Here is a 25473-nt window from a genome sequence, read left to right as displayed (position 1 = left end):
CCTAACAAACGATTAAAAAGCAGGTTACATGACCCAGATTGACTCTGGTAACATGTAGCCTGCTTTGTCATGCATTTTTAAATTCAAATTCAGTTCATCCGTTTAAATAATCATCCAGTCTGGTGTAATCTGCTGCAACCAGATCGTAATCTTCGTCATCTGATCTGTAAAAAGCAATACACCAAGGAACAACATCAATGCTCCCCCGACTTTCATCATGACATTAGAATACCGTAAAATCCAGCGTGTCGAACCGATGAAAAAGGCCAAAATGAAAAACGGGATTGCAAACCCTGCCGTATAACCTGTAATCAGCGCCAGCCAGGTTGTGGGCTCACTCGCAGCCATCGCAATGATTGTTGCCAGAATGGGACCAATACACGGCGACCAGCCTGCTGAGAAACCGATGCCAAATATAAAAGAGCCCAGATAGCCTGCCGGTTTCCATTTCATATCCAGCTTGCGTTCCTTCATCAGAAACTGTGGCTTAAACACACCCAGCAAAAACAATCCCATGAGCATAATCAAAATCGCAGATAATTGACGAATCAGTTCACGATTATCGTTGAAAAACTGTCCAAACAGTCCGGCACCAAGGCCAAGCGAATAAAATACAGCCGAGAAGCCTAAAATAAACGCCAGCGTATGCGTCATTGTCTTAAAGCGGACTTCGCGCTGATTGCGGTCATCCTTCAATTGTTGCACCGTCATACCTGTAATGTAAGAGAGGTATGATGGATACAGCGGAAGACAACATGGTGATATAAATGAGACTAAGCCTGCTACAAAAGCCATCCATACATTAACATCAGGCATGAAGCGGATGTCTCCCTTCCCCGGGCTCACGTGCTTGCTCGTTCAGTCGTCAGGCTCGGAACCCTTTTTTTCCAATCATCGTCAGAATCAGCATCATGATCAGCAATAATACAATCGTTGCTCCAGGTGCGAGGTTCCAGATACCTGCTACAACCAGTCCAAGGACTACGGCAATTTCGCCAATCACCACGGACAAAATAATAGCGGATTTGAAACTTCGGGCCATCAACAGGCTGACTGCTACCGGAATAGTCAATAGCGCTGACACCAGGAGCGCACCGACAATCTTGATCGCCGTGCTTATGACAAGTGCTGTCATCACAGTGATTAACATGTTCAGAATTCTCACAGGCAACCCTGTAACCGCTGCCGCATCTTCCTCAAAGCTGAGCAGGAAAAATTCCTTATGTAACAATGCCACTACAATCACCACGATCAGCGTAACCACACCTACCAGCTTCAGATCCGTAGCGTCTAATGTATATATACTGCCGAACAAATAACTCATGACATCTGCATTATATCCTTTGCCCAGCGTGAAGAACAAGGAAGCAAGAGCCACGCCACCGGACATGATAATGGCAATCGATAATTCGGCGTAACTCTTGTACGCTTTGCGCAATTTCTCTATCGCAAATGAAGCAAGCACGGCAAATATCAAGCCCACTGCAATGGGATACACTTCAATCAGGAATCCAAGTGCAACACCGGCAATGGTCACATGAGACAAGGTGTCTCCGATCATGGATAACCGCCGTAAGACCAGGAACAGTCCGATTAACGGAGCGGTAATGCCAATTAACAACCCACCCGCCAGGGCACGCTGAAAAAAATCACTCATTAATATTTCCAAAACAAACACGACTCCTTCGGCCTTACTCTAATCTAATGGGCCACAAATACGGCTAGCGTACCTGTGCAGTGGTATGTTGCAGATTGGTCTCAGCACAATCCTGTACCTCATGCGAATGACGGACATGGAAATTAATTTTGCCATTCGTTACCACAGCTTCAGAACCCAGATAACTCTCCATCCGATCCATATCATGAGACACCATTAGAAAAGTCATTCGGTGATGTTCATGCATATGGGTAATCAGTTCAAAGAAACTGGCCTGTGATTCAGCATCAATACCTACTGTGGGTTCATCCAGAATCAACAGATCCGGGTGATTGATAAGTGCTCGTGCCAAAAATACACGCTGCTGTTGTCCGCCGGACAATTGACCAATTCGTTTGTTCGCCAGATCCTCGATCCGCATGACCTGCATCGCATCCATGCACTGTTGCTGACATTTGCGAGACATACGACGGAACATGTTTTTGTTATTATACAAGCCTGACATGACCACTTCACGAACGGTCGCAGGGAACAACGGGTTAAATGCATTCTTTTGAGGCACATACCCGATTCGGTCCCAGTCCTTGAACCTGCGGATCGACTGTCCGAATAGTTTGATATCTCCCTGCGCAGGAGGAAGAAGTCCTACCAGCATGCGCAGCAATGTCGTTTTACCCGCCCCATTGGAACCGATAATCCCGACAAAGTCCCGTTCCTGGGCCATAAAATCGAGATTCTCAATCACTCGCTGGTCCCCGTAGGAAAATGATAGTTTCTCGATCTCTATAATTGGATCATGACATAGTGGCATGATTTGCTGCATGGCAAAGCCGCCCTTCATTATATATAAGAATCCCATAGCGTCCTAAGAGCCTTCACCGTGAACGGTAAAGACTCTTCGATCTGAATTCTTCATTCTATCTTATTTTAATGCGATCAGCAGATTTTGCAAATTTTTCTCCATGAGGGTGAAATAATCATCCCCGTTTGTTGCCTGCTCCTTGGTCAATCCCTCAACCGGATTAAGGACCATGGTCTCCACGCCTGCTTCACTTGCCAGTGTTTTCGCCAATTTGTCAGATACCAGCTCTTCGAAGAAAATGTATTTAATGCCTTCATCTTTAACCAGTTTCGCAAGCTTCACAATATCCTGTCCTGTCGGTTCAGCATCCGGGGAAAGTCCCATAATGGCATGCTGGGTTAATCCATAATCACGTGCAAGGTAGCCAAACGCTTGGTGCGAGACAACAATTTCGTTGTTTGGTACGTTAGCCAATTCATCTGTAAAACGCTGATCCAGCGTCTCAAGCTTCGTACGAAGCTCTTCATAACGTTGTTCGTAACCTGCTTTGTGATCAGGATCTGCCTCGACCAGACTATTTTTGATGTTTTCAGCCATGATCATGGCCGATTTCGGACTAACCCACGTATGTGGATCAATATGATGATCAGCGACATCTTCACTGGTAGCCTCATCTGTATGTTCATCCGCATGCTCGTCTTCATGCTCTTCGCCGTGACCGTGCCCATCATCACCCTCAGCGGTTAACAGCTTAACACCGTCACTGACGGCAACAGACTTCACCTGTGTATCGCTATTCAACGACTTCAGGAAATTCGGAACCCATCCTTCCAGTCCAGCTCCATTATAGAAAAACAGCTGTGCCTTGGACGTATTAACGATATCCTGACTCTTCGGAGTCCAGTCATGTGGCTCTACTCCTGTTGGCAGCAGGTTAATAACATTGGCATCCTCACCACCGATTGCAGTTGTAAAAGCATATACAGGATAAAATGTCGTCACAACGTTTACCTTGCCTTCCACAATCTTCGCACTATTGGAACTATCCTGCCCACACGCTGACAATACCAGCAAAGTGAGAATAAGCAATCCCGTCCACAGTAACTTCATGCTGCCTCTTTTGCTCGTCGTGCCTGTCTGGTTATCCTCAACTTGATGTTGCACTTTATAAAATGTCATTATGATTCACTCCGCATCTCTTAATCGTAAACATTACTGAAAGAATTATAGGTAACCTGAACCTACTTGTCAAGTTATCCCGTCCTATTCATTCTTTCCTGAAGTACGGAGTTCATAACAGTATATGCTTGTTCTCTTCCCGTCAGATACGAATTATATCAACAAAAAAAGGGACCCGAATTATATCGGGCCACCTTGTGTCATTTTTATGACAGACTTTGAATCAATTTCATAACTCAATTCTTATTTCACTTGTGCGCCATTAGGCATGTTGTCTGGTACTGTAGCAAGTGTAAGCTGGTCGCCATGGGATGCTGCAAGGATCATACCCTGGGACAGTTCACCACGAAGTTTCACCGGTTTGAGGTTGGTCACACAGATGACTTTGCGTCCAACCATCTCTTCTGGGGAATAGAACTTCGCAATTCCAGATACGACCTGGCGCTGCTCATAACCCAGATCGAGCTGCAATTTCAGCAACTTATCCGCTTTTTTGACCGGTTCGCAGGCAATGACTTGTGCGACACGCAGTTCTACTTTAGCAAAATCGTCAATCCCGATTTCTTCCGTGCCCTCAGGGGCTGTTACAGGTTCAACAGCTGCTGAAGTTCCAGCATCTGTTTGACTTGTTTCAGGCTGTGCCGCTTTTTGGCCACCAGTCATTGCTTCGGAGATATAAGCAATTTCCTGTTCGGAATCCAAACGCGGGAAGATTGGATCGCCTTTTTGCAATGCGTTTCCAGTTGGAACCAGACCCCATTGCTTGGCTGTATCCCAAGCCGTAAGTTCACCTTCCTGAATGCCGAGCTGTGCCCAGATTTTAAGAGGAGCACGTGTCAGGAACGGTTGCAACAGAATCGAAGCAATTCGCAAACTTTCGATCAGGTGAGCCATAACGGATGCCAATTCATCGCGTTTTGCTTCATCACGAGCCAGCGCCCATGGCTGCGTCTCATCAATATATTTGTTGGTGCGGCTGACAAACTGGCTGATCGCTGTCAGTGCTACGGAAAACTGCAGGTTTTCCATCGCCTGTTCCACTTTTTCCACTGTAGCATGGCCTGCTTCTTCCAGCGAAGCATCAAATTCCGTTACATTCGAAGCAAACGCCGGGGCTTTGCCTTCAAAATATTTGTCTACCATGGCAACGGTACGGTTCAACAGGTTACCCAGATCGTTCGCGAGGTCGGAGTTAACACGCTCTACGAAGCTCTCCGGTGTAAACGTACCATCGGAACCAAACGGTACTTCACGCAGCAGGTAATAACGCAGTGCATCGAGACCGTAACGGTCAATCAGGGTAACCGGATCAACGACATTACCTTTTGATTTGGACATCTTGCCATCCTTCATCAACAACCAGCCATGTGCAAACACTTTCTTCGGCAAAGGCAAGTCCAGCGCCATCAACATAATTGGCCAGTAGATCGTATGGAAACGAACAATTTCTTTCCCTACCAGATGAACATCCGCAGGCCAGAACTTGTTATACAGGGATGCATCGGATGAACCGTAGCCCAGTGCTGTAATATAGTTGGACAACGCATCAATCCACACATAAACCACGTGTTTTGGATCGCCTTTAACTTTGACGCCCCATTCAAATGTAGTCCGCGATACGGCCAAATCTTCAAGACCTGGCTTGATGAAGTTGTTGATCATCTCGTTCTTACGGGATTCCGGCTGAATAAAACCCGGGTTATCTTCATAATATTTCAACAAACGATCTGCATATTTGCTCATACGGAAGAAGTAAGATTCTTCTTTGACCAATTCAACCGGGTGTCCGCTATCAGGGCTCTTGGCCGAGATAATCTCACCCTTCTCATTTTTCTCTACATCCACCAGTTGAGTCTCTGTATAATACGTCTCATCCGGAATACTGTACCAGCCTTCGTACTCACCTTTGTAGATATCTCCCTGTTTCAGCAAACGGTCAAAGATATCCTGAACAATGGTTTTGTGACGCTCTTCGGTTGTACGGATAAAGTCGTCATTGGAAATGTCCAACTTGTTCCACAGTTCCTTGATCCCCACAACGATATCGTCGATAAAAGCTTGCGGTGTCTGTCCTTTCTCTTGTGCCTTGCGCTCAATCTTCTGGCCATGTTCATCGGTTCCTGTCAGATAATGAGCATCGTAACCGCGTAGACGCTTGTAACGAACCATCGCATCTCCCGCCACAGTTGTATACGCATGCCCAATATGCAATTTGTCACTCGGATAATAAATCGGGGTTGTCAGATAAAATGTTTTTTGGTCAGCCATGAATGACTTCTCCTCCTTCAAATGTTCCTTCTTCATGTGATCCCTTCGTCCAAAACAACTAAAAAAGAACACAAAAAACTCCCGCCCCTATGGGACGAGAGTTGCTCTCACGTGTTACCACCCAAATTCCCCATGTTTTTCACAAAACACAGGCTCTGTCGGTCCTTCGACCGCCCATTAACGCTGGATCACGCCTCAGCCTTACGACAGCAGCTCTGAAATCACTGTCTGCACGCTCGAAAGAGGTTCCTCCGGGACCATGTTCCATCCTCCTCCCAGACCGGTTCTCAGCTCATCCGGCTCTCTGCACTGGGGGTGTGTCTGTACTTATCCCTTCACTGGAAATCATATAGAAGTTGTTCAAAAAGTAAAACCAGACTTTTTGAACTCGCATATATAGGAAAATATACTGAAATGCGGACCCCTTTGTCAAGTGGACAGCATCCTCAAGTTCAATCCTGGCCTGCTTCCAGGCCACCCGAATACTTCAAGCTACATCGTTACTCTGATACCATCATGGATTTCTCCGCCTTTGGTGGCACCAGATCTACACCGCCTGGATGAAACGGGTGACATTTGGCAATACGTTTCGCTGATAACAACGAACCTTTGAGCGCACCGTGCACTTCAATCGCCTCCATGGCGTAAGCCGAACAGCTCGGATAGAACCGACATGTTGGCGGTGTTAATGGAGAGATATAGTTGCGGTACACCCGAATGGGTACCTGAGCAATTCTGCGCGATAACTTCATGATCAGTGCTTCCCATGAGCGTGTTGATGTCCCGATGCCGCTTTGGCCGGAGCATGCTCTGCACAGTCCTTACAATATCCAAATACCTCGAACTTGTGGTCTACAACCTGAAATTGCTCAGGCGCATCCGCAAGCTGCATCGGGCAAAAAATAATAGGATATGTCTTCTGACACTTCAGACAGATCATATGATGGTGATGATGATCTTCACTACAGTGCGCTTTGAATTTAACGCCATCTTCGAAGATGACCTGTTCCAGTACACCCAGTTCCTGCATCACCCGCAAATTACGATATACTGTGTCAAAACTCAGTCCGCTGTAAGTCTTACCCATATATTCATAGACGTCCTTGGGTGTAAGATACCCCGGAGACTCGGCAAATAACCGGGCCAGTGTTTTCCGCTGATCGGTAATGCGAAGCCCCTGTGAGGACATGGTCGAAATAATCTGTTCTGTCGACAGCATGATCTAAAGCACCTCCTGTCATACGAGCATTTTGCATCATTCATAGAGCGACAGTTTATTCGGCAAAAGCGAAAACTTTTGCTTTCTTGTATACCTCTAATAATGCATCAAATTACGATTAGAGTCAACGAAGACACCGGGTTAGGTCATTCCAACATCACATAAAAAGGACTCCATGCACATGCATTGCCATTAGTCTAGCTTGAGCTAATGACATTACATTTTGATGGAGTCCCTTCCTGACGGTTCAGATGATCAATCGTTCGGGCGACTTTTGGGGTGAACGGGTATATATGATATAAGCTTTCACTCCAAACCGTCCGTGCATGTTCATGTTATTACTTTTCAGCCGGAAGCGGCGTGAACAGCAGGTTAACAGGCAAGTTACTTCCTGGTGCCGCCGAGAAGAGAATAGTTACACTCTCGCCGTACGAACCTGTGCGATACATAACACTTTGCTCATTAGGTGCAGTTACAGATTTACCTGTGGAAATCTGAACGACCTGTCCATTTACAAGTGCCACACCAGAGTATCTACCTCCACGAGGGTTGAATGAAATCAACGTGCGCGGAGCAACATTATTCAATGTAATTTTGTACAATACACCGAAGTTACCTGCGTTGGACGCTTCCGTGTAAGCCATAGGGTCCGTTCCCACAAGGTTTGGATCACTTGCATTGTCTCCAAGTGGAAGACGTGCAGGTTTCGACCCTACTTCTTGATCGTACGTAATGATCCGTGTTGCATTTGGATAGGTACCACGGTTGTGAACCCCATCACGATCCAGAACCGGCAGGCTCGACAACACTTCCATCGGGTCCTTGTTCTCTTCAATCATGATAATATTGTAATCCAGTTCATAGTCACTGAATACATCCGAATACAAGGAAATGACTTGTCCCTGTTTCATCGGAAGAACGCTCAGATCATTAAGAATCAGCTTGCTTTCTCCTGGCTGGATGTACACTTTCTTTTGTCCGGTACCATTCTGCATCGACTGGAACCAACGGTCAATCGACAGCTTTCCAGCTACCGTTGCAAAAGGAGACGGTCCTGCAAAACCCATGTTTTGCTGGTCAATGGACGCCGTGTATGCATTGTTGTTTGTCGCTACAACATACATTTTCACGTTTTTGCCCGTGTTGTTCACATGGTGAATCATGAAACGTGTCTGTCCAAAAGAAGATTCCTTGTACACAATACCTTCCGTATTCACGGTTTCCGGGCTGTTACTGCGGATCAGCAGACTTGGTTCATCATAATAAGTGAAAGGTACTTTCTCCAATGCTGGTACTCCACCACCGTCAAAAGTGAACTTCTCACCTACTGGTGTGAACAATTGATTGAAGTCAGTCACACTATAAAGTGTTTCTCCCGTAATATTGATCATCTTGGTATAGCTATTGCTAGCACCATGTTTATCGGTAACTGTAATCGTTACGGTCTTCGGTCCTGGAACAAAGAATGCAAGTGCATTGTTATCCCATTCGGTTTTAACAATTGCGTTCTCATCATCTGTACTTTGATCAATATAAGTGATTTTCTCACCCATTTTGTATTCTTCTTTATCTGTCGTAAACATTGCGACAGGTGGCAGATTCGGTCTTTCAACCTTAATCGTAACCGAATACGGATCGCTCCATTGACCACTTGAATCCTGGACCGCATAGGTTACTGTGTATACACCTGGTTGGTCGAATGAATCCTGACGGCCTGTCCAACGCTCATCTACAATGCTGAGTCCCTTGGGAGAGCTGGATCTGGTTGTGTAGGTTACCTGATCTCCGGCAAAGACCTCTTTTTGTACCGTGAAGCTTGCCACCGGTTTGGTACTCAGATTCAATACAACCGTTTTGGCAGATTGATTTACTTTATAAGTAATGTCCAGAGCCTGTGTAATTGAAGTCAACGGCACCATGAACGTATTTTTTTGTTGATAAGCCGCGCCCTTCATCGTTCTGGACACACCATTAACGGTATAGATCTTGCTGTTTGTTTTGAAACGCAGCTCATCTTCACCACTAATAATGATCGTTTCTTTCGTTGTGTTATCATATTTGACATTATAGCCAACCCGATCAACGAGAGCACGGATCGCTACATAGGATACACCATTTTTAACAGCCATCGGCTGTCCAGCAAGATACGTCTTGCCATCTTGCATCATTTTATTACTGTTCATATAAAGAGTGAGGTCTCCACCCCCGCCTCCAGCAACAGATGAACCGCCTGTAGATGGTTGCTCCACTTCTACTGGTGCAGGTGCTGGTGTTTCCTCAGCTGTACCTTCTTCGTCCGTAGGTTCAATTACCGGCTCAACAGGAGTCGCGTCTGTTCCAGTAGGAACATCTGTCTCAGGGTTTACTTCTTCAGTTGTTTCATTATTTGATGTTGGAGTGTTTGTTCCGGATTTCACTTCGGATTCCGCGATGGTTTGTTCTTTCTTCACAACCTCCACGGATTTAACTTTGGCTGTATTCACTGATGTAGTATCGCTCTGATCTGCTGATTGTGCATTGGCAGGAATCACTGCAAACGCCTGAAACACAGCAAAAGCGGTAAGTATGGACAATTTCTTCTTCAAATTCATTCTTTGTCTTTGGCTCCTTCTGCTCCCATTTTATAAATATCCCCCTCAAAAAGTCATATTATTAGACGCTTGGAACCGGGAAAAGTTGCTAAAAAGTTAAGAGGAGAATTGTAAACTTTTAATAGAAGGAAAATACTATGAAAATAGTTATCTATTAATTATCTTTTTGGCATTCGTATCCCAAAATTAACCAATAGAAAATTTCAACAAAAAATCTCTCTCCGATGTGGTCATTCAGCACCATATCGCAGAGAGATTTGAGGATTGAATAGGCCTAGCACAAACGGACAGGCAGACTTCCTGTTGGCTGCAGTCCACCGGTTAACACATGGGACAGGGCCCGAACAACTGCAGGTGTATTCTCATACGTACACACATAACTTCTCGGCCTCGAAATCTCCAGCAGGTCGTATGGATTGCGCAGAGCAATTACAATCAGCGAATGATTCTTACTAAGCTTTTCAACCAAATACTGTTGCCCTTTCGGAAGATGACCTGCCGATGTGTACGTACATACGATAACTTGTTCACTATCCGACACATCAGCCAATATCCGATCTGCTTCATCATAAGTGGGCTGAGTAGTAATTTTGTGCTCACGAACTCTGCCTCGCAGCTGCGATAGCGCCATACCCAACGATTCTGTATGGGACCATGGCTCATCCACCTCTGTCCGTTGCACAACCTCAGGCCAGATGACATATACGTCCTTCTCTGGGTCCAACGGCAGCAGCCCATCATTATGAACGATGGTAATACTGCTTGAAGCAATCTTGAACAACGTCGATTCGTTGGGCTCAGTGGGTTTAGTAGATTCAGTGCAATCAACCGGTTCGACATCGGTTGCTTCGACCGTTTCACTCGCTTTCGGCGAAACAAGATGATCATTCTGCTGCCCGCAGCGCTTTCTTTTCCATGTCATAATGCGTTCCACCGCCTGATGAATAACCTCTTCCGAGATGCGGCCCGTTCGAACTGCTTCCACAATGGCTTCCAGCGCAGTAACCTGATCTTGCAAGGTATGACTCACCAGAATCAAATCTGCTCCAGCTTCCACAGCACGAATGGCAGCTTCAGCTACCCCATATGGCTTGGATATTGCATGCATTTCAAGACAGTCTGTAATAATAATGCCTTCAAAACCCATTTCCTCACGTAGCAGACCCGTTAACACCTTATGTGACAACGTAGCCGGAATGGGCTCGGGTTCAATCGAAGGGAACATCACATGAGCCGTCATAATAGCATCAACTCCGGCCTCAATCGCCTTGCGGAACGGTAACAACTCCATCTGTTCCAGTCTGTTTCGATTATGAGGTACTGTAACCATACCAAGATGAGAATCTACGGCGGTATCTCCATGTCCCGGAAAATGTTTGGCAGTAGCAGCTATGCCCTGTGATTGATATCCGGTGATGGCTGCTACGCCATGAGTGGCCACACTTTCAGCATGTTCACCATACGAACGCACACCGATAACCGGGTTAAGCGGGTTGTTATTCACGTCGACCACTGGCGCAAGGTTCATATCAATACCGATGTTTTTTAACTCACGACCCAGAATTTGAGCACACTCCAGTGTATATTCCGGATTGCCTGTCGCACCAAGTGCCATATTACCCGGCACTTGGGTCATTCCCTCTTTATCAATCCGTGCAACCATGCCACCTTCCTGGTCCACCGAAATCATGAGTGGTAGGGCCCCCGCTTCAGCAGCCATATCTTGCAGTTCGGCGGACAATCGTGTCAATTGATCTACACTTTCGACATTACGCCGGAAATAAATGACGCCGCCGACGTGATAGTCACGGATTAAGCGAGTAATCTGTTCATCTGCGTGCTGACTGTGAAATCCACACATCAACAATTGTCCTACCTTTTGCTCCAATGTCAGATCATTTAAGGGTTTCATTTGACCTCTCCTCCCGTTTCCCTTGCCACTACGAACCCAATTGTTTACTCTGCCTGTACTCCGAGGGTTTCATATGGAAGTGTTTATGAAACACCTTGGAGAAGTAACGGCGCTCCTTGAAACCTGTTGCTTCCCCAATCGCTGTTATGCTCCATTCGGTTGTACTCAACAATAAAGCGGCACTTTCCATCCGTTTCTGCGTCATGTATTCTACAAAAGTAACACCCATTTGAGTTTTAAATAGCTGGCAAAAGTATCCCGGGCTGATTCCAAGCCAATCTGAGACTTCATCTATTCCCAAGTCCTGTTGCAGCCGTGCGTCCATATACTCACATGCAGAGAGGATCAGTTCCGATACAGAAGGACGTAGTTGCGTTTGTTTGCCCTGAGAGGCATGGGTAACAACCTCTGCAAGTTCGAGAAGTTCCCTCATGGATACGGCCCCTTGCAGTGCATTCCAAAAATTCACTTCGTGCTCTTCAGCGAGGGCCTGTACTTCACGCAGTTCCCGAAGCATGTGTACAAGCATAAACCGAAGATTGGTTTCATCTATCCTGTTGAAGGATTGTCCTGAATTCCCCATTTGCTGTTTAAGCCGATCTAATACATCACGTAACCCCTGCTTGTTCCCTTGACGAATCCACCGAGTAACAAACTCCAGATCTTCTCTTGTAATCCATGAGTTAGCCCCTTTGGAGACCATATGATCATACGATAAGGTCGTTTCGGGACAACTTGCCTTCAGCACCCTGTCTTCACTCTCCGAATGGAACATCAGTATTTTTTGACAATGCCGGTATCGCTCCAGAATTTTACTTTCGAGGTTCACGGGCACATCATCCTGAACAACCCTGACCTTCACACTTGAATCCAAGGACAATATCGCATTTAATTCGAGACACAGTTGATGGGCCAGTTCCTCTGAGCGACGTTTCCACTCACCTGATGCCTCCAGCAGGATGCACCACTCCCCTTTGCGGGTCGAAAGAATCTGACAATCCTCCGTAATTCTCTCTGCCACTTCCTTAAGTCTGGAACTTATGGTCTCATGCCATCGTTGATGCTGAAGCTCGGACCAGCCGATAGAATGGCGAAAATAACCGACCGCATCCACCAGCAGCAACGTATACGGTGTAGCAGTTGTTATGAATTCAGGAACAGAGGCAGGATAGGCAACCTTCAACGGTGCTTCTCCTCGCAAAAGGTCAATCAACTGTTTGTGTCTGATCCAGCTTTCCATCTCTTGACTGCGATAACGTTGCGATTCGTTTTCCAGACGTCTCTTCTGGATCTGCCCGGCAAGTTCACGCAGTTTATGTTCCAGATTCAAATAATCAATTGGCTTACATATGTATTCATGTACGTTATACTTGATAGCGGTTCGAGCATATTCAAACTGCTGATAACCGGTCAGCAAAATAATCTCACACGTTTCACCCTGCTCTCGCAGTAAACGAATAAGTTCCAATCCATCCATAGACGGCATCCGAATATCGCACAAGAGAATGTCTGGATGACATTCTGTCACTTTACCCAGTGCTTCTACACCACTTCTCGCTGTACCTGTGATTTCAATACCCATCTCTTCCCAGGGTAAAATGAAGTTCAGATTCTCCAGAATCGGCAGCTCATCGTCAACCAGCATTGCAGTCAGATTCATCCGGCTTCCTCCTGCTCATATAATGGAATGATGCATCGAATAACTGTGCCATACCCCGGTGCTGAACATATAAATATGCCATACCCGGCCCCGTATTGAATACGAATTCGATCTGCCACACTTCGTAATCCCAATCCCCTTCGCTCCGTTATGGACGATAATGATTCCGCCCCTTCCGTGAGCATATCTTCCGGTAGATCTTCTGCCATATACTCAAATCGTGCGAGCATTTCCTGGGGAATACCGATCCCATTATCCTCAACACATAACACCAGATGACCCCGTTCCGCATATGCGCTTATCCGCAGTACACCTGGGTAGGTGATCCCCTCAAACCCGTGTTGAATGCTATTTTCCACCAGAGGCTGAAGGGTAAGCTTAAGCAGAATTGAGCTGTATAGATGGGGTGGAATGTCAATCTCATAGGTGAACAAATCACTGAATCTGTACTGTTGAATCTCCAGATAACTCTGCAAATGCCTGATTTCCTCACTCAGCGGAATCTCCTCCTGATCCTGAATGCTGATACGAAGCATATTGCCTAGTCTGGTCACCATCTCGCTTACTTTACGGCCCTCCCCACGCAGCGCTAATCCATTAATGGATTCCAATGTGTTAAACAGAAAATGAGGTTTGATCTGGGCCTGTAGTACACGCAGTTCCGCTTGGGCCTTCTGCTCTTGCTCTGCCCGGACACGACGGAATAATCCCCCGATCCGATCCAATAGTTCATTGAACCCTTGCGCAAGCAGCTGCATTTCATCGAATCCTTTTCCTTCCACCCTCGCATTAAAATCACCATCATCCACACGACGCATAAACCTTACAAGTACAGCAATGTTACCCGTAATGCGATTCATGAAAAAAAGATTAAAGATCATCGCTGCGAGCAGGCATAAAAGAATAATGATGACTGACCAGCCTGCAAAGGCATTGGTTTCCGCAGATAAGGCTTCCCATGAAGTCACACTGACGAGACTCCAGTTATAGTTCTTCAGATGATATTGCGAAATGATGCTCTCCTTGCCGTCAAAGACCGTTCTGACACTGCTAAAGCCAGGACCGTAACTGCCGGATTCAGCACCAAGATTTTGCATGTTCTCACCGTTATAAATACCTGCAGGATCATAGACGATCAGCCCTTCTTCATTAATTAACAGGAACGACGTATCCTGTGCTGAATCGCTGATTTGCAGGTGACGGAAGATCCGGTCGATCTCTCCTTTTTTGATCTGAACAACAAGCACGCCGATATTTTGAAAATAACTGAGTTCTTTGACCAGTCTGATCTGGGTGAAGACAGGCTCTACCCCGGTTAATTCGGGATATTCCAGAGGTGCGAGCCATTTAGGCACGCCATTAAGTTGCTGAATTTCGTTGAATAAGGGATGCACTTTAAATTGCTGAAAAGGAAGGGCTTGAAAGTTTTCTTTGGTGAAAATGGAGACAATCTGGTTGTTCTCGGACGAACGCAAATCATATAAAAAGGCATAACTAATGAACGGATAATTATATAGAAGAGAACGGAAATTACGCTGGCTGGCATTCAGGGATAATTGATTACCGGTTCCCAGATCCTGCTTGGTCGGATCTTTGGCGTTCAATGCCATTTGAAAAACCGATGTCGCTATCCCGTTATCGGTCACATTATTAATCTGCTGAAATACATTCTCGATATTGTAACTAATGGCCTGAAGCGCATATTCAGCCTGTTGATTGTACTTTTTCTCAATCGTATGTGATGTGACCAGAAACATGCCAATGCCCAGCGCACACATCGGTACAATGATCAGCAGCATAAATGCCAAGGCCAGCTTCATTCGCAAGTTCATATCCCGTTCTCCCTATTAACTGGTTCATGGTATTAACCTTTGACACCACCTGCAGTTACTCCTTCTATAATTTTCTCCTGGAGTATAGCGTAGATCACAAGTACAGGTACAACGCTGTATACAATACCTGCCGACATCTGGGCATAGTTCATCTGATATTGATCCCGAAACTGGACCATGCCCACTGGCAGCGTACGCAATTTATCGGTGGATAAGAAATAGTTGGCGAGTAAAAATTCGTTCCAGTTGCCGAGGAAATTAACGATAAAAACCGTAACGATGGCTGGAACTGTAAGAGGTATCACTATTTTAGCAAAGATACCCGGGGCCCTCAAGCCATCCATGACAGCAGCCTCCTCAATTTCTCCAGGCAGAGAACGCATAAAAGCCGCTAGGATAATAATTGTAAAGGGGATCGCATTGGCCACATAGGGCACGATCAATGCCAGATGTGTGTCCAATATGCCCATTTTGCGTACAAGCAGATAGATCGGCAGCATGAGTGCATTGTTGGGAATAAGCATACCCGCCAGAATCAGACTGTACAGAAACAGGCTCCATTTCCGGTGTCTCATCCGGGTTACGGCAAAAGCAAACATGGCACCGAGCACAATCGTACACGCCGAGGATAGAACCGAAATGTACAGGCTATTCCAGAAATACGTGCCAATCTTTGCATTCACCCAAGCCTCCACGTAATTGTTAAACTCCCATGTTGTAGGCAAACCGAATGGATTCAGGGCGATTTCATTGTTATCTTGCTTAAATGAAGAGAAGATTACAAATAAAAAGGGAAACAAAATCGCGATTAAATACAACATTAACAACACATGAGGTATACTGCTTTTTATGCTTTTTGCCATCAATATTCCACCTTCTCGCTCCGCCTCGCTACCAGCAGTTGATACACCGCAGTGAGCACAAGCGTCAGAGCAAAGATCAGCACTGCAATGGTATTGCCATAGCCATATTTGAAGTTGGTAATCGCATATTTGATCATGTATGTCGCCAGAACCTCGGTGGACCCAGCGGGCCCACCTTTGGTCATGACAATCACGATGTCGGCTGCTTTCATGGCACCTGCAATGGACAACATGATCACCACCGAAATGATCGGCCGAATCAGCGGCAACGTAATTCGCATTGCACGTTGTACCGCCGTTGCCCCATCAATTGCAGCCGCTTCATCCAGATCACGGGGAATCGCCAGTATGGCCGCCAGCACCATGACAATGTAAAATCCCGTCCACTGCCAGGCATTGGTCACCAAGATGGACAACATGGCAAATCGGTTATCCGATAACCAGTAGATGGGATCGATGCCCAGCACATGAAGCATTTTGTTTAATAGTCCGATATTGGGCTCATAGATGAATCCCCATAAGATACCGATAACGGCTGTTGACATGATGGATGGTAAAAAAACAGCTGTTTTATACAGACCTTTCAGCCTTTTCACATTGGCAATCAGAAGCGAGAATAGGACGATCAGGGGTACCTGAATCAGTACCGAAAACCCGATGAAAAAGCCGTTATTCCGTGTGGAAATCCAAAAACGTTCATCGGTCAGTGCCTTCATATAGTTGGATAAACCCACAAAACGTGGCTCAGCCGATACCCCATTCCAACTCGTCAGACTGTAATACAGGGAGCTACCAATAGGGTATAGAAAGAACATTACAAACAGAATTAGGGCTGGCATTACAAATAGCGTATAGATTAACGGGCTGCGGAGTGAAGTATTCATGGTCAGCCTCCTTCAGTCACTTCAACGATCGCAGTTTCAACTTGAATTGATTTATTCCACTGAGGCGTTTGCTTCCTCTTGCACCTTTTGCAACTCTTCTGCCATTTTCTCTGGGGTGGTCTGCCCACCAATCAACTTCTGGATTTGCAGATTGCTGATCTCTGTCGTCACATCGGCCTGAACGAGTGCATCAAATGCCGGGAACGACGTCTTGGACGCATTAAGCACAGCCACAATTTCTTTCATCAGATCATCGGTAATGCTATCGGTCAGCACTTTCTCGTCCAGCTTCATGGCAGGCAACACACCATCTTCCACAAGACCGCGGATCTGCATATCTTCATTGTAAAAATTTTTGATAAAGGCTTTCACTGCTTCCAGCTTCTGCGGGTCATCCGCCACTGCTGCCGAGAATCCGTATCCATTGTTCACATCTCTCATCAAAGACGTCTGATCTCCTGCTCCGTTCTCTACCGGAGGCATATTGAAGAATCCAACCTTGCCAATGAGCGATTCACCGCTCTGGCCTTCCTTGAATACAGATGATTTCCATGTTCCGTCATACATTAACACCGCTTCACCGCTCGTAAATTGCGTGGTATATTCGGCATACTCAAAGCCCAGTTCACCTTTTTTGAAATAACCCTTATCCACCCATTCCTTATGTTTGGCAAAACCTTGCACGACACCTGGGTCGGTCCACTTCGCTTCACCTGTTGCAAACTTTGCGGTAATCTCCGGCCCGGCATATCGGGACCACAGGTGGTTGGTTAACATAAGCGGAACCCAGCCTGCCTTGGACGCGGAAGCAAGCGGCAATTTGCCATCGGCCTTAATCTCGGCCAGTATATGATCCAACTCAGCCATGGTGGTTGGGGCTTTCCACCCTTTTTGTTCAAAGTACTCTTTATTATAGAAAAAACCTTCGCCCGAACCCCCAATCGGCAGTCCATATACTTTTCCTTCATACGTAAACGGTTCAAGGGATGTAAACTGGTCCTGAATGCCCAGCTCTTGCAGGATCGGAGTCAGATCAAGCAGCATACCTTCCTTGGCATAAACTTTGGAATCCGGGCTACCGAACAGTTCAAATATATCCGGCGGGTTGCCTGCCGCCATCTCTCCGCGAAGCTTTTCCTTGCGATTCACATCGGATTCGACACCATCCAGCGTAAAGGTCAGATTGGGTATCTCACCCTCAACTTTGTCCACAACATCCTGCAGAATGGCCAGTCTTTTCTGTTTGTCGGCTCCCACCTGTGTGTGGCGCAGAAGCATTTCAACCGGTTCCTTACTTGTTTCCTCTACAGGTGTATTGCCTGCGCCTTGCTGTGGCTCGTTACTTGAGCTTGCACATCCCGCCAAAGTCCATGAAGTGATAAGCAATAATGAAAGCAGTAATGTCATTCTTTTTTTCATCTGGTTGACCCTCCTCAAGATATTGAGCATTTGGCTTTACACTCTGATTATAAAAAGCCGGAGCTTACATCGTAAGGATGACAATTCATCAATGGAGGGATAAAATCCTTCACTGGACCCATAATCTTGCATTTAGAATGGATGACAGCAAAAAAACAGCCCCTGCGAAACATGTTCGCAAGGACTGCTTGGTTGATTGTTTTTACTATATAAAGGTTAGATCACTTACCGGAACAAGCCATGCCAGCCGTTTCCTGGCGACCTTGTTCGATTAGGCGATACGCCCGCTCCACTTCTTCTTCACTTGGTGAAGGAACTCCATCCAGTGGATATACTTTGCCAAGCGCCTCCCATTTGTAGATCCCCATCTGATGGTATGGAAGAATTTCGAACTTTTCGACGCCATTTAATGTTCCAATAAACCGTCCGAGGTTAAGCAGATCCTCTTCCTCGTTATGAATGCCAGGAACATACACGTGGCGTATCCACATTTTCCGACCTTGCTCCGATAACCACTTGGCCGTTTTCAACGTTCTCTCGTTGGATTTGCCTGTCAACTTGATGTGTTTCTCATCATCAATATGCTTGAGGTCCAGCAGAACCAGGTCTGTGTGATCCAACAGATCGTGAATCCGTTCCGGTTCGTTAAATCCGTTGCTGTCCAGTGTCGTATGCAATCCCCAGCGCCGCTTCACTTCCTTGAAGATTTCGGCTACAAAGTGAGCCTGTAACGTTGGTTCTCCACCAGATATCGTGAGCCCGCCTCCGGAGCTGCGGTAGTAAGACAGGTAAGGCTCAATTTCAGCCAGTACCTCCTCAAGCGTCATTTCTTTTCCGCCATCCAGCGCCCATGTATCAGGGTTGTGGCAATATTGACACTTGAGTAGACATCCTTGCATAAAAAGCACAAAGCGGATGCCTGGGCCATCAACCGTCCCGAAAGTTTCGAGTGAATGAATATGTCCGTTAACCATGCTGCCTCTTCCTTTCTGTATCCGCATCCGCTGTGCGTTTAATATGATTTGGAATGCCTTGCTCTAGCGGTCTTCTACTTGCAAATTACTTACATCGAGCCATGGAACGTACGGTTGATGACATCCAACTGTTGTTCACGAGTCAATTTAATGAAGTTAACGGCATATCCGGATACCCGTATAGTCAGTTGTGGATAGTTTTCCGGGTGATCCATCGCATCAATCAGTTGCTGACGATCAAATACGTTAACGTTCAGGTGATGAGCGTTTTGACCGAAGTAACCATCCATCATCGCAGTCAGATTGGATTTACGTGTAGTCTCCTCTTTACCCAGTGCTTTTGGCACGATAGAGAAGGTATTGGAAATCCCGTCAAGACTGTGTTCATAAGGCAATTTGGCTACAGAGCCAAGGGATGCCAGTGCACCTTTTTTATCACGACCATGCATTGGGTTCGCACCTGGAGCAAATGGTTCACCTGCTTTACGACCATCCGGTGTAGTCCCTGTTTTCTTACCATATACCACGTTGGAAGTGATCGTCAGAACGGATTGCGTTGGCACTGCGTTACGGTATGCTTTGTGTTTGCGAATCATGCCCATGAAGTTCTCGACCAGTTCAACAGCAATGCTGTCTACGCTGTCTTCATTGTTACCGTAACAAGGGAAGTCTCCTTCGATTTCGAAATCAACAGCGATGCCTTGCTCGTTACGAATTGGTTTTACTTTGGCATATTTGATTGCACTCAGTGAATCTGCTGTAACCGATAGACCGGCGATACCACAAGCCATCGTACGTACAATATCACGGTCATGTAATGCCATTTCGATACGCTCATAGCTGTATTTATCGTGCATGTAGTGAATGACGTTGAGGGTGTTCATATACAGCTTAGCCAGCCACTCCATCATTGGTTTGAAGCGTTTCATAACCTCATTGTAATCCAGCACTTCGCTAGTAATGGCAGGATACTCAGGTCCAACTTGTGCTCCGGATTTCTCGTCACGACCACCGTTGATCGCATACAGAAGAGCTTTTGCCAGGTTGGCACGAGCGCCGAAGAATTGCATTTGTTTCCCGATCTTCATAGCCGACACACAGCAAGCAATACCGTAATCGTCACCGTAGATTGGACGCATCAGATCATCATTTTCATACTGGATTGAGCTGGTTTCGATGGATACTTTACTGCAATAATCTTTGAAAGCTTCTGGAAGTTTCGTTGACCAGAGAACAGTCAGGTTCGGTTCTGGTGCAGGACCCAGGTTGTGCAGTGTATGCAGGAAACGGAAGCTGTTTTTGGTTACGCGTGTTTCACCATTCACGGACATACCACCGATGGACTCAGTCACCCATGTTGGATCTCCACTGAACAGTTCGTTGTAATCCGGTGTACGCAGGAATTTGACAATCCGCAGTTTCATTACAAAATGGTCAACCAATTCCTGAGCCTGTTCTTCGGACAGAATGCCTTCTTGCAGGTCACGCTCAATGTAGATATCCAGGAAAGAAGATACACGTCCGAGTGACATCGCAGCACCGTTCTGTTCTTTGATCGCAGCGAGATAACCGAAGTACAACCATTGGAACGCTTCTTTTGCTGTTGTCGCTGGCAAGGAAATATCGAACCCGTGCATATCGCCCAATTGTTTCAATTCTTGCAATGCACGAATCTGTTCAGACAATTCTTCCCGCAGACGAATGACATCTTCATCAATAACATCAACTTCGAGTGCATTCAGTTCACCTTTTTTGTTACGAATCAGGAAGTCTACCCCGTACAAAGCTACACGACGATAGTCACCGATGATCCGGCCACGGCCGTAAGCATCTGGCAGACCTGTAATAATTCCAGCTTTACGCGCTGCACGCATGTCGGAAGTATAAGCATCGAATACACCCTGGTTGTGTGTTTTGCGAATGTTTGTAAATATATCAATGACGCCCTGTGGCATTTCAAAGCCATATGCCTCACATGCGTCAATCATCATGCGAATTCCGCCTGTTGGTTGAATGGAACGTTTGAACGGAGCATCGGTCTGAACGCCGACAATCTGTTCCTTGGTTTGATCCAGATAACCGGGTTGGTGAGAAATAATAGTACCTGGTGTGTTCACGTCAACGTCAAGGACACCGCCGTTATCCCGTTCTTTTTTGGTCAGATCAGATACGATCTCCCACAATTCTTTGGTATTCTGGGTTGCACCTGCGAGAAATGCTTCGTCACCGTAATAAGGAGACAAGTTGTGTGCCAGAAAATCATTCACATCTACGGATTTGGTCCATGTTCCTTTGGTAAAGTTTCTCCAGCCTGTTTGTTGTTTGACATCTTTTTCAATCACCGACATCGTAATCCCTCCACTAATTTGGATTTCTGGACACATAACCTCTTGCTTCATTCGTAGCATTGTGTGCCCAGAGCCGCGATTAATGTGAATTGTTTCACATAAACCGGAACATGTTCTCTCTACTTGGGAACCGGAACCGCGGGATGAATGTTTTTCTTACATTTTCAGTATACGACTTGGCACTTTCATCATCTGTGATTTTTGTCACAAAGCCAGTGAACTAACTCACTCCAACTGCGCTGTGTCCCATTGAAATTGAAACTTTACACAGGACCACTGCGTGGCAGAACAACCTTCCAATCGCTGTTATCCCCAGATTTTTTTGATTCCCTTTTGAAAAGGGAAAATCCGGGGATAAAGGCGAACGCTTCGCTTTTTCAGGTTATTTCTGCCCCTCCGTTGTCGTGTAAAAGGTCCGTTCAAACGGCCACATCACGGATTCCGTGTAACCTCTATAGAACCGAACCATTGCTCCTCTATGCTCGGAGCAAAACAAAACTTAGAATAAATCCTGAAAAACAGGTGCTTCGCTCTTCTGTTTTTCTGCCCTCTCCGTTATTGTGTGAACATCTGGCTCAAACAGCCACAGCACGGATTACGTGTAACCTCTATAGAACCCTTTGCTCCTCTATGCTCGGAGCAATTCAAATCTTAGAATAAATCCTGAAAAACAGATGCTCGCTCTTCTGTTTTTCTGCCCACTCCGTTATTGTGTGAACATCTGGCTCAAACAGCCACAGCACGGATTACGTGTAACCTCTATAGAACCCTTTGCTCCTCTATGCTCGGAGCAATTCAAATCTTAGAATAAATCCTGAAAAACAGATGCTCGCTCTTCTGTTTTTCTGCCCACTCCGTTATTGTGTGAACATCTGGCTCAAACAGCCACATCACGAATTCCGTGTAACCTCTATAGAACCGAACCATTGCTCCTCTATGCTCGGAGCAAAACAAAACTTAGAATAAATCCTGAAAAACAGGTGCTTCGCTCTTCTGTTTTTCTGCCCTCTCGTTATTGTGTGAAAGACGGCAATCGGGGCTCCCCTCTCGGGGAACCCTGATCTTCTTGCCGTAAGGCACGCTTCGTTCTAAATTCGTTTATTCAAACTTTCCGTAGAAAGCGTTGCGGTACACATCAGCCAGTTCAGTTACCAGTGGCAACTTCGGATTGGCGGTTGTACATTGGTCTTCGAAGGCACGGTCTGCCAGATAATCTACATGTGCTTCAAAATCTTTGGCATCAAATCCGATTTCTTGGAACGATTCTTCAATACCCAAGATTTTGTTCAGGTTACGGATGGCATTGATGAGACTGGTTACCCCTTCTTCTGTCGTGCGAGCAGGCAATCCCAAGATGCGGGCGATTTCGGCATACCGCTCATCCGCTACAAAGTGTGAATATTTCGGGAACGATGCAAATTTGGTCGGTTTTTTTGCGTTGTAACGAATGACGTGTGGCATCAGGATTGCATTGGTGCGTCCGTGTGCGGTGTGATACTGACCGCCCCATTTGTGCGCCAAGCTGTGGTTAATGCCCAGGAATGCGTTGGCAAACGCCATACCTGCAATCGTGGAAGCATTATGCATTTTTTCACGTGCCAGTTTATCGCCTTGCAGCGCAGATTGCTCCAGGTATTGGAACACCAGTTGGATTGCTTTGATCGCAAGTCCATCCGTGTAATCATTTGCCATAACAGATACATAAGCTTCAATCGCATGCGTCAGGACGTCCATACCTGTATCTGCAACCGCTGTTTTAGGCAGGGAGTATACAAACTCCGGATCAACAATCGCTACGTCTGGTGTCAGCTCATAGTCGGCCAATGGATATTTGGTGTTACCTTGATTTTTATCTGTGATAACCGCGAACGATGTCACTTCAGAACCTGTACCGGATGTGGTTGGAATCGCTACAAATTTCGCTTTTACGCCGAGACGTGGATATTTGTAGATCCGTTTGCGGATATCCATGAATTTTTGTTTCAGATCGTTGAAGTCCGTGTCCGGATATTCATAGAACAACCACATGGCTTTGGCAGCATCCATCGGTGATCCACCGCCGAGTGCGATAATGCAGTCCGGTTGGAAGCGGCGCATCATCTCGGTTCCGCGGTCTACCGTTGTTGTCGATGGATCGGGTTCTACATCGGAGAACACTTCGATTGCTACCGGCATTTGGCGTTGCCGCAGATAGTGTTCTACCTTTTCAACATATCCAAGCTTCACCATCATGGCATCCGTAATAATGGCCACACGTGTGATGTCAGGCATTTTGGCAAGATACTGTGTTGCCCCTTTTTCGAAGTAGACTTTGTTCGGCACTTTGAACCATTGCATATTCACGGTACGGCGAGCCACCCTTTTCACATTGATTAAGTTCACAGCGGTTACGTTGGAAGAAGTCGAGTTACGTCCGTATGATCCGCATCCCAGTGTCAATGACGGCATGTTTGTGTTGTAGATATCCCCGATGGCACCGTGTGTGGATGGTGAGTTCACAATAATCCGTCCGGTTTGCAGACGATCTGCGAATTTGCCGATCACTTCTTCATTTGTGGAGTGAATAACCGAGGAGTGACCCATGCCGCCAAAAGCAACCACTTCTGCTGCACGTTCAATTCCCTCTGCTGCCGTTTTAACTTTGTAACAAGCCAGTACCGGGCTTAATTTCTCAGCCGACAATGGGAATTTGGTACCTACCCCTTCAATCTCGGCCACGAGAATTTTGGTGCCTGCTGGAACTTCAATTCCGCACAATTTCGCAATGCTCACCGCAGATTGACCAACAATCGCCGGATTCACCGCACATTTCTCGGCATTAATCGCACCTGCTGTCAATTTTGCTGCTTCATCTTTGTTAACAAAGTAACAGCCGTTTGCGATCATTTTTTTCTTCACTTGATCAAAGATCGGTTCTTCAATGATGACCGCTTGTTCGGAAGCACAGATCATGCCGTTATCGAAAGATTTGGACAGGATCAAATCCGTCACTGCCTGATTGATATCAGCACTTTTCTCGATAAAGCAAGGAACGTTACCCGGTCCTACGCCCAGTGCAGGTTTACCACAGCTATACGCTGCACGTACCATGCCTGATCCGCCTGTTGCCAGAATGAGAGCCACATCATTGTGATTCATCAGTTCGTTTGTACGATCCATGGAAGGATCATCAATCCATTGAATACAATCTGCTGGTGCACCATGTTTCACAGCCGCTTCCAGCAGGATTTTGGCAGCTTCCCGGCTACAATTCTGTGCAGATGGGTGGAAACCAAAGATGATCGGGTTACGCGTCTTGATGGAAATCAATGCTTTAAACATCGTCGTTGATGTTGGATTGGTAACTGGTGTAATACCCATGATGATGCCGACCGGCTCCGCAATTTTCTGGAAGCTCTCATATTCGTTATCTTCAATCACACCTACGGTTTTGTCATACTTGATGCTGTGGTACACATATTCTGTTGCAAATATATTTTTAGTGATTTTATCCTCATACACTCCGCGGCCTGTTTCTTCTACGGCCATCTTAGCGAGCATCATGTGTTTATCCAGACCCGCAAGCGCCATCGCTTGCACAATCCGGTCAATCTGTTTCTGGTCCATCTTCATGAATGCGGCGTGTGCTTTATTCGCTTTGTCGATTAACGTTTGAATATACTGACCTGCTGTCGGTTCTTTTGCTGGGGCGACTTCGTTCTTTACAGCCATCTCCCTCATCCTCCTAAAGGTTCGTATTAGTTTGTCTCTCTCGTTTACATTCACATCGTAACATGACAATAAACTTAATTATGTGATTTTTTTCACAAAGTATAACAAATTTAATTTAAGTTTTGTAGTGTCCTTCATACGACCATTTTCACTT

General features: G+C 46.1%; 17 protein-coding genes. All 17 read right to left on the bottom strand.

The window, feature by feature from the left end:
• Nucleotides 1–102: 102 nt before the first annotated feature.
• Nucleotides 103–816: a cytochrome c biogenesis CcdA family protein gene (locus ACDJ59_RS06075; RefSeq protein ID WP_017687570.1), complete on the bottom strand. Its 714-nt coding sequence runs from the start codon at nt 814–816 to the stop codon at nt 103–105.
• A gap of 49 nt (nt 817–865) precedes the next feature.
• The gene (locus ACDJ59_RS06070) at nt 866–1669 is read right to left on the bottom strand and encodes a metal ABC transporter permease (RefSeq protein WP_017687569.1); all 804 of its coding nucleotides are present in this window, start codon (nt 1667–1669) and stop codon (nt 866–868) included.
• A gap of 52 nt (nt 1670–1721) precedes the next feature.
• Nucleotides 1722–2480: a metal ABC transporter ATP-binding protein gene (locus tag ACDJ59_RS06065; protein WP_413407984.1), complete on the bottom strand. Its 759-nt coding sequence runs from the start codon at nt 2478–2480 to the stop codon at nt 1722–1724.
• Between the two features lie 99 nt (nt 2481–2579).
• Nucleotides 2580–3638 (bottom strand): metal ABC transporter solute-binding protein, Zn/Mn family, encoded by a 1059-nt coding sequence (locus ACDJ59_RS06060; protein ID WP_413407982.1) that lies wholly within the window; start codon nt 3636–3638, stop codon nt 2580–2582.
• A gap of 243 nt (nt 3639–3881) precedes the next feature.
• Nucleotides 3882–5906 carry a methionine--tRNA ligase gene (gene metG / locus ACDJ59_RS06055; RefSeq protein WP_413407981.1) on the bottom strand — a complete coding sequence of 675 codons (2025 nt, stop codon included), beginning with the start codon at nt 5904–5906 and terminating at the stop codon, nt 3882–3884.
• A gap of 500 nt (nt 5907–6406) precedes the next feature.
• Nucleotides 6407–6658 (bottom strand): membrane protein insertion efficiency factor YidD, encoded by a 252-nt coding sequence (gene yidD / locus ACDJ59_RS06050; protein WP_413407980.1) that lies wholly within the window; start codon nt 6656–6658, stop codon nt 6407–6409.
• Between the two features lie 2 nt (nt 6659–6660).
• Nucleotides 6661–7125: a Fur family transcriptional regulator gene (locus ACDJ59_RS06045; protein ID WP_074095707.1), complete on the bottom strand. Its 465-nt coding sequence runs from the start codon at nt 7123–7125 to the stop codon at nt 6661–6663.
• A gap of 338 nt (nt 7126–7463) precedes the next feature.
• Nucleotides 7464–9716, bottom strand: coding sequence for a stalk domain-containing protein (locus tag ACDJ59_RS06040; RefSeq protein WP_413407979.1), 2253 nt, complete (start codon nt 9714–9716; stop codon nt 7464–7466).
• A gap of 274 nt (nt 9717–9990) precedes the next feature.
• Nucleotides 9991–11628: a beta-N-acetylhexosaminidase gene (gene nagZ, locus ACDJ59_RS06035; protein ID WP_413407978.1), complete on the bottom strand. Its 1638-nt coding sequence runs from the start codon at nt 11626–11628 to the stop codon at nt 9991–9993.
• Between the two features lie 28 nt (nt 11629–11656).
• On the bottom strand, nt 11657–13288 hold the full coding sequence (locus ACDJ59_RS06030; RefSeq protein ID WP_413407977.1) for a response regulator transcription factor: 1632 nt from the start codon (nt 13286–13288) through the stop codon (nt 11657–11659).
• Entirely contained in the window at nt 13285–15120 is a 1836-nt protein-coding gene (locus ACDJ59_RS06025; protein ID WP_413407976.1) for a cache domain-containing sensor histidine kinase, read from the bottom strand. The genes ACDJ59_RS06030 and ACDJ59_RS06025 overlap by 4 nt, the downstream gene beginning before the upstream one ends.
• Nucleotides 15121–15152: 32 nt before the next feature.
• Nucleotides 15153–15983: a carbohydrate ABC transporter permease gene (locus ACDJ59_RS06020; protein WP_413407975.1), complete on the bottom strand. Its 831-nt coding sequence runs from the start codon at nt 15981–15983 to the stop codon at nt 15153–15155.
• Complete coding sequence (locus tag ACDJ59_RS06015; protein WP_127551294.1) at nt 15983–16867, bottom strand: carbohydrate ABC transporter permease; 885 nt, start codon at nt 16865–16867, stop codon at nt 15983–15985. The genes ACDJ59_RS06020 and ACDJ59_RS06015 overlap by 1 nt, the downstream gene beginning before the upstream one ends.
• Nucleotides 16868–16918: 51 nt before the next feature.
• Nucleotides 16919–18286 (bottom strand): ABC transporter substrate-binding protein, encoded by a 1368-nt coding sequence (locus tag ACDJ59_RS06010; RefSeq protein WP_413407974.1) that lies wholly within the window; start codon nt 18284–18286, stop codon nt 16919–16921.
• A gap of 221 nt (nt 18287–18507) precedes the next feature.
• Complete coding sequence (pflA, locus tag ACDJ59_RS06005; protein WP_036614436.1) at nt 18508–19260, bottom strand: pyruvate formate-lyase-activating protein; 753 nt, start codon at nt 19258–19260, stop codon at nt 18508–18510.
• 89 nt (nt 19261–19349) lie between these two features.
• On the bottom strand, nt 19350–21608 hold the full coding sequence (pflB, locus tag ACDJ59_RS06000) for a formate C-acetyltransferase (protein ID WP_413407973.1): 2259 nt from the start codon (nt 21606–21608) through the stop codon (nt 19350–19352).
• A 1098-nt stretch (nt 21609–22706) separates the two neighbouring features.
• Nucleotides 22707–25319 (bottom strand): bifunctional acetaldehyde-CoA/alcohol dehydrogenase, encoded by a 2613-nt coding sequence (adhE, locus tag ACDJ59_RS05995; protein WP_211085307.1) that lies wholly within the window; start codon nt 25317–25319, stop codon nt 22707–22709.
• Between the last annotated feature and the right edge of the window lie 154 nt (nt 25320–25473).

Source organism: Paenibacillus amylolyticus (assembly GCF_047302515.1).
Classification (GTDB): domain Bacteria; phylum Bacillota; class Bacilli; order Paenibacillales; family Paenibacillaceae; genus Paenibacillus; species Paenibacillus amylolyticus_G.
The sequence above is the reverse complement of the archived record's forward strand: the minus strand, read 5'-3'. Positions and strand labels throughout refer to the sequence as shown.